This window comes from Leptospira weilii (assembly GCF_006874765.1).
Classification (GTDB): Bacteria; Spirochaetota; Leptospiria; order Leptospirales; family Leptospiraceae; genus Leptospira; species Leptospira weilii.
This window is the reverse complement of sequence record NZ_CP040840.1, coordinates 2,457,501-2,470,765: the sequence shown is the minus strand read 5'-3', so window position 1 is coordinate 2,470,765 and position 13,265 is coordinate 2,457,501. Positions and strand designations below refer to the sequence as shown.

The window sequence follows — 13,265 nt, the reverse complement described above, 5'->3', positions numbered from 1 at the left end:
AAAAAAAGCCGACCTTTAAGGTCGGCTTTCGAAATCCAACAAAAAATTAGAAAATTCTAATCCTGATTTGTAGAATAGATTTTCTTGATTTTGTCGCCGTATTTTTCGGTGATCACATGACGTTTCATCTTCATCATATTGTTAAGTTCGTCGCCAACTTCGAAAGGTTTAGAGATCAGTATAAAAGGAGTCACCTGCTCGAAGGATTTGAATCCGTTTTTGGTGTTGTTCAAGGCTTTAATCTCTTTTCTGTATAGATCGTAGACCTTCGGATTTTCGATCAATTTATCCTTGTTTGTTTCGCTGATTCCATTTTCTTGCGCCCACTCCTGGAGTTTTTCGAAATCCGGAACCACGATCGCACCTAAGTTTTTCTGATCTTGTCCGATCACCATACATTGACTGATGTAAGTGGATTCCTGTAGCTTATTTTCGATCGGCACCGGTTCCACATTTTCCCCTCCAAGAAGAACTACCGTATCCTTCGCGCGACCGGTGAGAGTCAGGGTTTTCTTGAAGTTGATCATTCCCATATCTCCAGTATTCATCCAGCCATCGGTTATCGCTTTAGAAGTGGCTTCCTCGTTTTTGAAATAACCTTTCATGACTTGAGGCCCTTTGACGAAAACAACCCCTTTCAATCCGAGTTTTCCCTGAGTAATTTTTCCGTTTTCGTCCATCTCGGTCAACACCGCATTATTGTCGTTACGGATCTGAAGTTTCGTTTTGGGAGCGATCACACCCACGGAACCGATGATGAGTTTTTCAAAAGTCCTTACGGAAATCACGGGAGAAGTTTCGGTCATACCGTAACCTTCTAAAACGTTGATTCCAATGTTACCGAAAAATTCATCCACGTGCCTGGGAAGAGCCCCCCCTCCGGATATAGACGCCTTTAATTGACCGCCCGTAGCTGCTCTAATCTTAGCAAGAACGATTTTGTCCAACGTAAAACTATTTAGAAGAAACGCCAAACCCGCTATGACGTAGAGAAAAGAAGTCAGATAATACAATTCAGTCCCCGCGAAATAAACACCTAATACACCTGCAAAAACGGTGAGAGTGAATGGCCCCGTTAAAAGAAACTGAACGAACATTAGAATTCCGTAAAAGAAAGACCCGATCGGATTTCTTCCTGTGTAATCCACTTCGATTCCTTTCAAAAAACGGAGCGCTTGATTTTTCTTTCTGGAAAAGAAATACGCGAGTCTAAAAAGACCTCTGCGAAAGGCCGGAGTCTGAGCCGGATCGTTGATCCGGGTATAAATTCCGTTGTAGATGTTTTCCCAGAGTCTAGGAGCGGAACCCATAAACGTAGGCTTTACGGTAGCCAAATCCTGACGAAGATCTCTTACATTCGTATAATACGTAGCGGCTCCGAGTCCGATACAAACATACTCCACAACCCTTTCGAACACGTGCCAAATCGGAAGAATGGAAAGAAGACGAGCTTCCGAATTGATATCCAACATAGGACTTACGTATTTTATTTGATGCATCATGTTGGAATGTTTCAACATTACACCTTTGGGAAGTCCGGTAGTTCCGGACGTATAAATCAACGTGAAAAGGTCTTCCGAATCGATTGCGGAAATTCTATCTTCCGCCTTTTTGGATCCGCCTGCCCGAAGCTTTTTACCTTTTTCAATTAGATCCTGCATCTTCAATACGCCCGGAGAAGCGCTCATCGGATCCATCATGATCAAAGTTTTTACGTTAGTCAGCTGAGACTTATTTCTGTTGAATTTTTCGAGCATCTTATCGTTTTCGATAAAAACAACTTCCACTTCCGAATGATTGAGAATATAAACAATTTCAGAATCAGTAATATCGGTTCCACGCGGAACATCCGCAGCGCCCGTAAGAATCACGCCGTAATCCGCTATGATCCATTCGATCCGGTTGTCAGCAAACAAACCTACTCTTTGTCTCTGCTGAACGCCTAATTCAATCAAAGCTTCTGCAAGTTGAATTCCTTGCTCGTACAATTGAGAATACGTCATTGGGTAATAATTCTTCTTAGAATCCTTGGAAAAAAAAGCCGGTAGATCCCGATATTTTTCCGAGGATTCGCGAAACAGTTGCGCTAAATTTTCCGCCATCAAACTAATTTAACTCCTGGTATCTTTCGTTATTACAACTTAGGAATTTCGACAAAGATCCTGTTGACAAGGATTCAAGAGTAAATAGGGAACCTAAGAAAGAAACCTTTTTTTCAAAATTGCTCTCCGGGAGTTTCTATTTTATTTACTTTGTTATGTAATGCTTATGGCGCGGAGAACCAATTCGAAAAATTTGCTCTGAGTTTCGGATAATCTTTTTCTCGGATGCCGTACTGAATTTTCAAGAGAGTTCCCGATGGACTAAAAACAATCAACGCGGGTTGCCCTTCCACTTTATACTGATTGATGAAAGTAAAATCCCGATCCACAAAGAACGGGTAAGTCATCCCGAATTCCTTCGCGGCTTTCAAGTGTTCCTCTTTGGAAAGTTCCGGCTCGGTGTTGATTCCCAAAAGAACACCATTCTTTCCCTGTAGATCTTTCGAAAGTTTTTCTAAAACCGGAACCGCGTCTTTACAAGGCTCACACCAAGAAGCCCAAACATCTAAAAGTAAAACTTTTCCTTTATATTCCTTAAGGGATGACGGGTGTCCGTCCAAGTCGTATAGGGAAAGTTGATAGAGGATTGATTCTTCCTTGGTAAAATTACAGGCGAATCCCAGAAAGAAAATGAATAATAAAATCGGACGAAAACTCCGCATGATCCCCATCCTATTAAAAAACCTGATTCAAGTAAAAGGAAAAAATCTTTCCAACACAATCGTTCACTTCAAATTAGGATCACTCCAGTGAATCCAATCTTTTACAATTACTTCTCAGGTCCTGAAGAATTTCTATCTTATTTGAAGAACGATCGATTTTATGGTTTTGGATTGATTTCCACACCTGCACAAAAGGAACCGTATTTTTCGGAAACAGATCGAAAGGCAAAATTGGAATTTAAACAGGGTCGACTGTTGATTTTACTCGAAGGAAAAAAAAATTCGAAATCTTTTTCAATAAACCTAACCGAAACAAATTCAAAAGAAAGACGTAAGCTTGAGTTTTTCCCGGATTATTTCCACTTTGAGAATGGAGAAGAAGGATTTTTCGTAAAACTTCAGCCTTTAGATCGAAAAAGAATCCATCTCCAGATCGATTCTAAAATCGGTTTGGAATTTTCAGGAACCCTTACCCGGCTGGATGGCTGGAAAAAATGGTTTTTAGGTTTATCGTGAAATCAACCGTAGAATTGTTTTACAGTGACCTTGAGTTTTGTGGGAGTTCCTACATTTTCCCTGCAACGAGTTTAAACCAGATTCTTTGATTTTAAAACTTCTCGAATTTGATCCGAAACTGTTTTTGCGGCGGCGCTTCGATAGAATTTTCGAATGTCCACTTTCTTACCCAAATACGGCTTTTTAGAAAAATTCAAAAGCGCCAGAGTCCAAAGTTTTTCTTCTAGTTTTAAATATTGAATTTTATCCCCGCCGATTTCTCGAAAGACGGAAAGATCCGTGACGATCGCGGGTTTTTGAAGACTCAATGCCTCCAAAAGTGGAATTCCGAATCCTTCATACAAAGAAGAAAATAAGAACAAAACACACCTCTCGTACATGTGAGCAAGCTCCACATCGGTCGGACTTTCAATCCAAATGATGCCCAAGGCTCTGCTTTCCGGACTTCGAAGAGTTTCAATAAATTTAGGATCTTCCCAACCGGCTTTTCCGCCGATTACCCAGGAGAGCCTGCGATTCAATTTTACGAATTTTGAATATTCAACATAAGCATTATACAAAAATTGATAATTTTTTCTGGGTTCGACGGTCGAAACCGAAAGGAAAAATTTCTTAGGAAGAGAATCTACTCTGTAGCCCGGCTTTTTCTTGAGCAGGCCTTTGAATTCGGAAAGCTCGATTCCGGGATAAACGACTTGCATCTTTTCTAAAGGGACATGAAAGAATTCAGCTACTTCGTTTCGTGTGGATTCGGAAATAGGAAGTAGTTTGTCCGCACGTTTGATGGAACGGGCAAGATAAAATTTTTGCTGAATTCTCGCGAGAGTTCTCATCGTATTTGGAAAACGATACGCAACCAGATCGTTGTAGGTGAGAATGGTTGCGGTCTTTCTAGAAAGAAAAGGGGGAAATACCTGTTGGGTTCCCCAAAAAAGATCGAGTCGCATTTTTCTCAACTGTAACGGAAGAGCAATCGCAAAATAAAGTCCTCCTCTTTTGGAAAAAAAACCTTCTCCTTTGACAAAACGAATTCCGGGAAGATCCAAAAGATTTGCGTAACTCGGATGAATATCTTTGTGGGAGAAAAGATAGAACTCAAAGCTCGTATCCTTCCCCAAGTCGAACAAAACGCTGTGAATCATCTTGCCCACACCGGAAACGGGAGTAGAAAAAGGCCTGGCATCTACGCCGATTCTAATTGTATGAATTATATTTTTTGAATATTCTTTTTTTTTCATAATTCCGCTAAAAAAAGAAATCAATCATAGTCTTTTAGGCCCGATTGAAAACGCGATTTAGAATTTTCCCAAATCTGTATGAGAGACGGAGTATGTCCCGCTATAAGCCCATCCCCTCTTCCACCCACTGTCTGAAACTTATAGGGCTTACCGGATCGAATTTCCAAGTCAGAACCTCCCGATGCATTTACGAGAGCGATTCCCGCGCAGATATCCCAGTCATTTTTCGGCTTTAGGGAAATCGAAAGGGACGCTTTTCCCGCCGCCACCAAACCGAGCTTATACGCGATCGAACCAATCGCTGAAAACTCCCAACCGACAGGAGCCATAGAGGAAAAGAAAAGTCCTTCTTTTTCTTCGGTTCTAGAAATGAGAATTTTGTTTGTAGGCTTGAAATTACTTAATATTTTTGTAAAATTCTGAGATTCAATAGAAAACGAATTGGGCATCTCTTCCAACTTCTGATAAACAACGCCTAAATTCTCCGCTCCATAGATCAATTCGCGGGTAACCGGATTGAAAATGATTCCGAGGACCGCTTTGCCTCTGACGGAAAGTCCCAAACTGATCGCAAACTCCGGATTTTTATGCACGAATTCGCGGGTCCCGTCGATCGGATCCAAAATCCAAGCCGCGGCAAATTTGGAGATATCCTTTTTTTCCGAATCTTCTTCAGAAAGAATCGGAATATTCGAAAAATGTAAATTTCTGGAAATATGAGCCCCGGCTTTTAGATCTGCCTCGGTGACTGGATCGTTTTTTCCCTTATCTTTAACCTTAAAATCCGAATGATAGATTTCTAATACGATTTTGCCCGCTTCCAGAACGGAGTTTACGGCGGGCTGAAGATACTGAATCGAATCCAAAAAAGAAAATTACTTTCCGCCTGGATTAGCGGTGTTTTCCTTATGAGGGTCGTCTAAATTTTCGGGACGAAGATAAAACACTTCGTTTTCAGGGGTTTGGAGATAGATTTCGGGATCCATTTTGAAGCTGTAAAAGAAAAGATATTTTTTGAATTTTACGTAAACCGTATACGTTCCTTTTTGAGGTTCATAAAGCATCGTATCCGCATTCAGATCCTTCGTGATTTCTTTGTATTCAAGATATCTATGGTGGAGCGTATATTTTACCGCAGAAAGAAGATTCTTTTCCAGAGTCGCTTTTTTTGTTGCGTCCGAAAGTTTCACGTTCTTATTAAATTCTTCTACTTTGTTGAATTCTTCCACAACACCTTGTGATTTTCCCGCTTGAAGGCCGACAAAAGCTATGAGGAGTAAAAGAGAGATTGCGAGTATTTTCTTCATCTGGTTTCCTATTTCCGATATTAATATCGGATTTTAGAACGGGCAAACTTAGCCCTTTCTTATAATTTCTCAAGCGGGGTATAAGCAACAAAAAAATTCTTTTCAACGTTTCCGAAGCGAATAGAAACTTTCGTATTTTTTTCTTTTCCCGAAACTGTTTGAATCGTCCCGATTCCGAATTGTTTGTGTTTTACCCGGTCTCCCGGTTTTAAATAGAGATTAGCAGGATCCGGTGTGGATGAAAGGCCTGTAGTAAATTTTTCTTCGACTGGCCGAGTCTTAGAAGCCAAGGGTGGTCCCTGAGGTCTTCTCGCAGTACGTTCCCGACTTATGCGTTCTCCGAAACATTCTCTTGGAACTTCCGATAAAAATCGAGAAGGAATTCTGTCCTCTACCTTACCAAATTTTCTGGAAGTCCTACAATAACTCAGAAACAATTGTTCCCGAGCACGCGTAAGAGCGACGTAAAAAAGTCTTCTTTCTTCTTCGTCTCCAAAGTGAGAATCTTCCAAGCTCATACTGTGAGGAAATGTACCTTCTTCCAACCCCGAAAGAAAGACGATCTTAAATTCCAAACCTTTTGCGTTATGCACCGTCATGAGATTCACGTAATCGGCAAGCTCTTTCGATTCTTCCTCGCTTGTAATTAAGCTGATCTGATTCAAATATTCTTCCAAGGAGGGAGAATCGGAATTTTTTTCGTATTCCTCGATCGAATTGACAAGTTCCTGAAGGTTTTCTAGACGGGCGATTGATTCTTCCGTACCTTCTTCCTTTAAATGGGACATGAGACCAGAACGATTCAAAAGTTCTAATGCGATTTCGGAAGGAGAAGAGTTCTTTTCTGCTTTTTCAATCAGATCGCCGAATAAATTATAGAGTTCTCTCCCTTTGGACTTCGCCGCTTTTTTGAGAGGAATATCTTCTTGACCCAAGGCTTCCAAAAGAGAAATTCCTTTTTCCAGAGAAAATTCACGGATCTTGTCGATTCCGGAATCGCCGATTCCTCTCGGAGGATGGTTGACAATTCGAAGAAGCGAAACGCTGTCGAGAGGATTGGAAACCACACTCAGATAAGCGATAAAATCCTTGATCTCCGCCCTGTCAAAAAATCGGAAACCCCCGAAAATTTTATACGGGATTCCCAGATTCCGAAGCGCTTCCTCAAAATATCTGGACTGAGAATTTGTTCTATAGAATATTGCAATATTCTTATATTCCGTTCCGTAGGAATATGCGGAACGGATTCTGGTAATCACTCCGTGAGCCTCCTCGGATTCGTTTTCAAATTCGTTCAACACGATCGGAGAGCCTTCGGGATTATTCGTGAATATTTCTTTTTGTTTTCTCTGAGTGTTGTTCGAAATCACTTTTGAAGCCGCAAGAATGATATTCGACGAAGAACGATAATTCTCCTCTAGTTTGATGACAGTGGATTCAGGAAAGTCCTTTTCGAAATTCAGAATGTTTCCGATATCGGCCCCTCTCCAGGAATAAATGGATTGATCGTCGTCGCCGACAACACAAAGATTTCTTTTTTCACCCGCGAGAAGAAGCACCAACTGGTATTGTACTTTGTTTGTATCCTGATATTCGTCTACCATCACATATTCCCATTTATGACGGTATTTGGCGATTGCATCCGGGGATTTGTGAAAGAGTTGTACAGTTTTCCAGATGAGATCTCCGAAATCGAAAGCACGGTTCGCGTCTTTTCTCTTTTCGTATTCTTTGTAAATTGCGGATACGGTCTTGGAAAAATCGGTGCGTCCTTCCTTTTCCAGATAAGCCTCGGGAGACAACATCTTATCTTTCAAGCTACTGATATAATTTCCGAGCATAGAAGGTTTGTAAAATTTAGGATCCAAGGAAAGATCTTTTACGACTTGTTTGAGAAGGGACTCTTGAAGAGTCGTATCGTAAACGGTAAACGCACTGTCGAATCCGAAAAAAAACGCTTCTCTTCTGAGGATATAAAGACAAAGAGAATGGAATGTTTTAATCTGAAGATTTGCCGGAAAGAAAGGAACTAAGTTTTTTACTCGTTCGACCATCTCCGCGGCGGCCTTATTCGTGAAGGTCAACGCGCAGATTCGATCGATTCCGTGATTGACGAGAAGATTTGCGATCCTATGAGTGATAACCCTGGTTTTACCCGAGCCTGCGCCCGCCAAGATGAGTACTGGGCCGGTTATCTGCAAAACGGCTTTTTTTTGTTCTTCGTTCAGACCTATAAGAAAAGAAGAGGTCAAAATCTATAATCTCCGATTCCAAACACAAACTGAAATGCATTATCGGATTCAAATTTCGTAAAAGGATGATCCGGAACTCCAGAATATTTCAGTTTCTGAGCAAAATAAATTCGCAGAGGAAGAACCGGAATCTGAATTCTGAGACCGATTCCCCAGGAAAACCGGAATTTGTCCAAAGCGATATTATTTCCGGAAAGTACTAGGTTGGCAGGATTGTTGAGTTCTTCGTAAGTATAATCTGCTTTTCGAAGGGCGTTTAGATTGTAGTGATTTGAAAGAGCATATCCCATGGGATCCTTTAATTGAGCTTCTCTGACTCTTTGGTCGTAGGTTGTAAACAGATCCCTTCTGACTCCGGTCGCTCGATTGACTTCCTCATACAAGGCTCCTGCGTCGAAAAAAGCAACTAACCAGAGTAAGGTGGGTTCGATCGGAAAGCGAAGTTCGGAGCTAAAAAGCATCCTGGTCGCAGCCCCGTCTCTCCATTCGGTAGGGTATTTTGCGTCGTTATAAAACCAACCGCGAAGAGACTCATAACCGCCTAAGAACTGTAAGTCTTGCAACTGAATGTATGGCCTTTGAATCGGATCCTGTTTACCGTAATACGGAACCCTTTGGTATGTAAAAAGAGAGGAGCTTCTAAATTCTTGTACGACTCTCCATCGTTTGAGTGCGTTGTTTCTAAAGAGTCCAAAAAAACTATAATCAAACCAAGTATGATAGTATTCCGCAAGAACCCTATATTGATCGAAATGGGATTGGCCACCTAATGCTTGCCCAACGTTGTCCATCTGAAAAAGCAAGTCATAGCCCTGTGTAGGGTTAAAAACGTTATCTCGAATGTCATACGCGATTCCATTCGAAACCTGAGAACGGAATTGCCAGCCTCTACGAACTTCCGCAAGAACTTGATCTGATACAAGAGAAGACGGATTTGTGGAAGCGTAGATACTTGGGGAATATCTGTGAAAATGAGTCCAGTTGATAAAAATCCTGTGACCGATCCCGACGGTAAAACCGACCCCGTCTCTAGAATAAATAGCCTGTTCCTTGATTGACTGTTGGTTGTTATTCTCCGTAATTGAGACGGCGCCTACGTTATAAATTCTAGAGGAATAAAAAAGAGAAAGAGAAAGAGACCAAGGTTTATTATAAAGCCAAGGTTCCGTCCAAGTTATCTGAAAGAGTCTTCGGAACGGACCGAATTCGAGACGTCCAGAAATTTTTTGACCCGTTCCATTTAGATTATTTTCACCGACCTCAGTAAAGATGGAAAATCCGGTGATTGTGCCGTAACCGCCGCCCATAGAAACCGTTCCCGTAGGTTGTTCAAGAACTTCGATGATCAGATTCATTTTCGTCTGGTCCGAACCCGGTCTCATGTTAAAGTTAACTTCTTTGAAGTAACCCAGGTTATAAATTCTTTCCCGAGAACGATTGACTAGAATGGAGTTGAACAGATCCCCCTGTTTGAAAAGAAGTTCTCTTCGAATTACACGATCCTGGGTTTTTTTATTTCCTTTGATGATAACGTTTTCCACATAGGCGAGATTGTTTTCTCGAATATTAAAATCCACATGAACGAATTTTTTACCGTGTAACTCGGGTTTGGTATTGTAGAGTTGTCTCAATCGTTTGATATGAAGTTGGGAATATTCGTTTTCACAGATTTTTCTTTCTTCCTCGGATTTACGGCTGTAACAATTTTCGTAGTATTCTAAATTCTCACGATCGAGAGAAATCACCTTTCTACGAGGAATCACCTGCGCGAAGAGATAACCTCTCGAACTGTACATTTCGTTCACAGTCCCCCGATCCCGCATAAAACGAGTTTCATCAAAAATTGCTCCTACGTCCCCGTCGCTGTAATCCAAACTTTTTTCGATTTCTTTGGGAGGAAAAAGAGGTTTCAATTCGTCCTTTGCAGTTTCCGGAGGATTCTTCTCTTTATTCAAAAAGAGGGGTCTTCCTTCTCCATCCAAAGACGTATCATGGTTTACAGTATAGCCGTTGAAGAAATAAATCTGACCTTCGGAGATTTTTATGTTTACGATGATAACTCTTCTATCTTTTTTTTCCGGGTTTTCCCAATGGATCTCCCAATTGGTTCCTTCCCGAATCAATTCGGCGTCAAGATAACCTTTACTTTTGAGATAAGCGACGATGGTATCCTTATCTTTTTCAAAGGAAGATTCCTTGAAATTACCGCCTTCGAAAACCCCTTCCTCTTTCATTTCTATAACAGAAAGAATCTCCGAAGTCTCGATGGATTCATTACCGTAAACGTTGATTTTGGAGACGGGGATTTCTTCCCCTTCGTCGATGACAAAACGAACTCGAACCAAATTCGTTTTCGAATCTGGTTTTCCCAATTCCACTTTTACATAAGCGAGAAAAAATCCTTCGTCTCTGTATTTCTGAAGAATCAAATCTCTCGACTTAGCGATCTTTTGGGGTGTGATTACTTCGTTATCTTTGAGAGGAAGTTTATCTCTGAGATCTGCCGGAAAAACCTCATCCGCGCCAACAAACTCTATTTCTTTTACTCGCGGCCTTTCTTTGAGGTCAAAGATGATACGAATTCCATCCGAAACTTCTTCTGCTTGAATATCGACGAAATAAAAAAAGCCGGAGTTGAAAAGATTCTTTAGATCCCGATCCAGAATTTTTTTGGTAAGAGTTTTACCGATTTTTATCTCGATCATCGATTCGAGATCGCTATCGGGAGTATTTTTATTTCCTTTGAATTTAACTTCTTTGATGACTTTCCCCAAAAAGTCGTTTCGTTTGGAAAGAATTTGAGTCAGCTCACCTGAATAGAATAAAAGTCCTAAAAGAATCACAAGCACAGATCCTTTTAAAGTTGGGGATAATATTCGTTTCAAAGTAAAAACTAAAGCCACCTAGATATTTGCAACTAGAACCAAAACCGTCCAAAATCGGAATTTATTTTTCTCCGGAACCAGTTTGTCTTACCATCGCTAGGTTAAACTTACTTACTCCTGCCTCATTTACCTTATCGATTACTTTAATCACGGTCTGATAACTTGCAGTTCCGTCTCCTCGGATGATAACCCGATTTTTGCCCGGTTCCCTTTTCTCCAAAGGACCAAGGAAAACATTGATTTTTTCCGCCAGCTTTTCCAATGGAACCGGATCGGTATCCTTGTCTAAGAAAGTCTTACCGTCTTTATTGACCGTAATCACAAGTTCGTCTTTTTTCTTTTCTTGGGCGGTCGAAGAAGATCGAGGAAGCTCGATTTTCATGACCGTTGATTTTTCCAAAGTCGCGTTCATCAAAAAATAAATAACGATAAAAGAAATCACATCTATCAAAGGAGCTAATTCGATTTGCCCTGTTTTGCTTGCGGAAGATCGAAACTTTCTGAACTTCATATTTATTTCAGATATTTAAGAGCTTGGCCGGAAAGATTTTCCATTTCGGCAATCGTATCTTCTTTTTTCTTTTGAAAATAGTTATAGGCAACATAGGCAGGAATCGCAATCGCAAGTCCCATCGCGGTCGTAATCAAAGCTTCGCTGATTCCTACCTCGGCTCCTCTCGTTCCAGAACCTTCCTCGAAGGAACGAATGATCCCAAGTACTGTCCCAAGAACACCAAGAAGAGGAGAAATTGTCGCGATAGTCCCGAGTCCGGAAAGAAATCTTTCCATTTTCAGAATCTGTGCAAAACCTGCAGAGAGCATTTCCTCTTCTGCCGCTTCTAGATTTTTAAGCGAAGATTCGATACCTGCTTGAAGAACGAGAACAGAGGGCCCGTTGTTCATACCTTTAAGATAATCGATCGCTGTATTCCAATTTTTTTGGCGAAATAATTCTTTGAGAGAACGCCAGTCATCGAGAGTAATCGGTTTCCACTTAGAAAAATAGATCAGTCTTTCAATAATGATCGTAAAACCGATGATGGAAACTAAAACAATAACAATCGGTACAGACTCCGGAGGAATTGCAGAAATTAGAGAATCGGATTTGGCTAAAAACATTTCAGTAAAATTCTCCCATGAGTAGAGTTTAAAACTCTACTGTAGCTGCCAAACAGTTTTCTAATTCGCGTACCTCCTTTTTGTGGGGATTCGAAATTGGGAAATCTGTATCCTAAACCGCCTGTTTCTTCAACAGTTCTTTAGCGTGTTCTAGAGCGCCTTTCGACACTTTCTGACCTGAGATCATTCTTGCAAGTTCCAAAGTTCTCTCCTCTAAACTCAAAAACTCCGTTTTTGAAAACGTCCGTCCTCCCTCTACAGACTTCGTAACTTTCAGATGATCGTTTGCTGCGGACGCAATCTGTTGTAAGTGTGTGATCAAAATCAATTGGTGATTTTCCGCCAAATTTCTGAGTTTTCGAGCCACATCCATTGCAATTTCTCCGCCTAAACCGGAATCAATCTCATCGAAGATCAAAACCCGTAAATTGGCCTGTCTACCCAAAATAGAACGAATTGCAAGCATTACTCGAGACACCTCCCCGCCGGAGGCGATCTTACGAAGCGGTCTCGGCTTTTCGCCCGGATTCGGACTGAAATAAAATTCGAGCTGATCAAGTCCCGACTCGTTTACGATATAACTTTTACCCGAAGCCGATACTTCTCCTTCCGGACTCGGTTCCCAACGAAGTACGACTTGAACCGCGGCCCCTGGCATTCCGAGCTGTTCTAATTCGGACTTGAGGGAAGATTCAAAACGAATGAGAGATTCCCTTCTCGCTTTGGAAAGTTGAATCGAAAGAGAGGCAAGTCTAGAAGTCACCTTCTCGATTTCAACTTGCATCGATTCTTTGTTCTTCGAATTTTCCTCCATTGCTTCCAATTCTTGTTCTGCTTTGCTTTTGCAATCCAGAATCGCAGTCAAATCGGAACCATATTTTTTTTTCATTTTGGAAATCAAATCCAAACGAGACTGAACGAATTGAAGTCTATCTGGAGAAAAGAAAATCTCCTCTTTTTCGTCCAAAATGGATGAATTGATCTCTTTAAGTTGAATATAAATTTCCTGCAAAGAATCCAAGGTCTTTGAGAAATCGGGTTGAATCGATTTGATCTTTTCTCCCGCGTTTAGAAATCTCGGAAAAGAAGGAAGAATGGCGGATTCACTGTCCGCAAGATACGAAGATAGAATTTCATAATTCTCCGCAAGAAGTTCTCCATGAGCCAAAAGATTTTCCTCTTGG

Annotated in this window: 11 protein-coding genes (1 of these 11 only partly in view); 1 reads left to right on the top strand and 10 read right to left on the bottom strand. The window is 41.1% G+C overall.

Going from position 1 to position 13,265, the window contains the following annotated elements:
* Positions 1 to 56 precede the first annotated feature (56 nt).
* Both FHG67_RS11835 and FHG67_RS11830 read right to left on the bottom strand, forming a co-directional pair.
* Complete coding sequence (locus FHG67_RS11835) at positions 57 to 2,102, bottom strand: AMP-dependent synthetase/ligase (protein ID WP_004501349.1); 2,046 nt, start codon at positions 2,100 to 2,102, stop codon at positions 57 to 59.
* 164 nt (positions 2,103 to 2,266) lie between these two features.
* Positions 2,267 to 2,764 (bottom strand): TlpA disulfide reductase family protein, encoded by a 498-nt coding sequence (locus FHG67_RS11830; protein ID WP_004496214.1) that lies wholly within the window; start codon positions 2,762 to 2,764, stop codon positions 2,267 to 2,269.
* Between the two features lie 87 nt (positions 2,765 to 2,851).
* Here FHG67_RS11830 and FHG67_RS11825 point away from each other — a divergent pair, with 87 nt between their 5' ends.
* Positions 2,852 to 3,280 carry a hypothetical protein gene (locus tag FHG67_RS11825; protein ID WP_004503283.1) on the top strand — a complete coding sequence of 143 codons (429 nt, stop codon included), beginning with the start codon at positions 2,852 to 2,854 and terminating at the stop codon, positions 3,278 to 3,280.
* Between the two features lie 71 nt (positions 3,281 to 3,351).
* Here the strand turns inward: FHG67_RS11825 and FHG67_RS11820 are convergent, their stop codons facing one another.
* From FHG67_RS11820 to recN, 8 genes are all read right to left on the bottom strand, one after another.
* Positions 3,352 to 4,518, bottom strand: coding sequence for a glycosyltransferase family 4 protein (locus FHG67_RS11820; RefSeq protein WP_036060728.1), 1,167 nt, complete (start codon positions 4,516 to 4,518; stop codon positions 3,352 to 3,354).
* A gap of 20 nt (positions 4,519 to 4,538) precedes the next feature.
* On the bottom strand, positions 4,539 to 5,384 hold the full coding sequence (locus tag FHG67_RS11815) for a 3'(2'),5'-bisphosphate nucleotidase CysQ (protein WP_004496194.1): 846 nt from the start codon (positions 5,382 to 5,384) through the stop codon (positions 4,539 to 4,541).
* A gap of 9 nt (positions 5,385 to 5,393) precedes the next feature.
* Positions 5,394 to 5,825, bottom strand: a complete 432-nt coding sequence (locus FHG67_RS11810) for an LIC11625 family surface-exposed protein (protein WP_002614598.1) — start codon at positions 5,823 to 5,825, stop codon at positions 5,394 to 5,396.
* A 59-nt stretch (positions 5,826 to 5,884) separates the two neighbouring features.
* Positions 5,885 to 8,077 carry an ATP-dependent helicase gene (locus FHG67_RS11805; protein WP_004498457.1) on the bottom strand — a complete coding sequence of 731 codons (2,193 nt, stop codon included), beginning with the start codon at positions 8,075 to 8,077 and terminating at the stop codon, positions 5,885 to 5,887.
* Entirely contained in the window at positions 8,074 to 10,962 is a 2,889-nt protein-coding gene (locus FHG67_RS11800) for a BamA/OMP85 family outer membrane protein (protein WP_085988569.1), read from the bottom strand. Before FHG67_RS11800 ends, FHG67_RS11805 begins: the two co-directional genes overlap by 4 nt.
* A gap of 61 nt (positions 10,963 to 11,023) precedes the next feature.
* Positions 11,024 to 11,473 carry an ExbD/TolR family protein gene (locus FHG67_RS11795; RefSeq protein WP_004498473.1) on the bottom strand — a complete coding sequence of 150 codons (450 nt, stop codon included), beginning with the start codon at positions 11,471 to 11,473 and terminating at the stop codon, positions 11,024 to 11,026.
* A 2-nt stretch (positions 11,474 to 11,475) separates the two neighbouring features.
* Positions 11,476 to 12,081, bottom strand: coding sequence for a MotA/TolQ/ExbB proton channel family protein (locus FHG67_RS11790; RefSeq protein ID WP_004496219.1), 606 nt, complete (start codon positions 12,079 to 12,081; stop codon positions 11,476 to 11,478).
* A 112-nt stretch (positions 12,082 to 12,193) separates the two neighbouring features.
* Positions 12,194 to 13,265 carry the 3' portion of a DNA repair protein RecN gene (recN, locus tag FHG67_RS11785; protein WP_004498448.1) on the bottom strand. Its footprint extends 635 nt past the window's final position, so only the last 1,072 of its 1,707 coding nucleotides appear in the window; its start codon lies off the right edge, out of view — the gene reads right to left on this strand; its stop codon occupies positions 12,194 to 12,196.

Coding starts and splice junctions, on each gene's coding strand:
- FHG67_RS11835 (WP_004501349.1), bottom strand. CDS start 2,102: ATGGCGGAAAATTTAGCGCAACTGTTTCGCGAATCCTCGGAAAAATAT.
- FHG67_RS11830 (WP_004496214.1), bottom strand. CDS start 2,764: ATGCGGAGTTTTCGTCCGATTTTATTATTCATTTTCTTTCTGGGATTC.
- FHG67_RS11820 (WP_036060728.1), bottom strand. CDS start 4,518: ATGAAAAAAAAAGAATATTCAAAAAATATAATTCATACAATTAGAATC.
- FHG67_RS11810 (WP_002614598.1), bottom strand. CDS start 5,825: ATGAAGAAAATACTCGCAATCTCTCTTTTACTCCTCATAGCTTTTGTC.
- FHG67_RS11795 (WP_004498473.1), bottom strand. CDS start 11,473: ATGAAGTTCAGAAAGTTTCGATCTTCCGCAAGCAAAACAGGGCAAATC.
- FHG67_RS11790 (WP_004496219.1), bottom strand. CDS start 12,081: ATGTTTTTAGCCAAATCCGATTCTCTAATTTCTGCAATTCCTCCGGAG.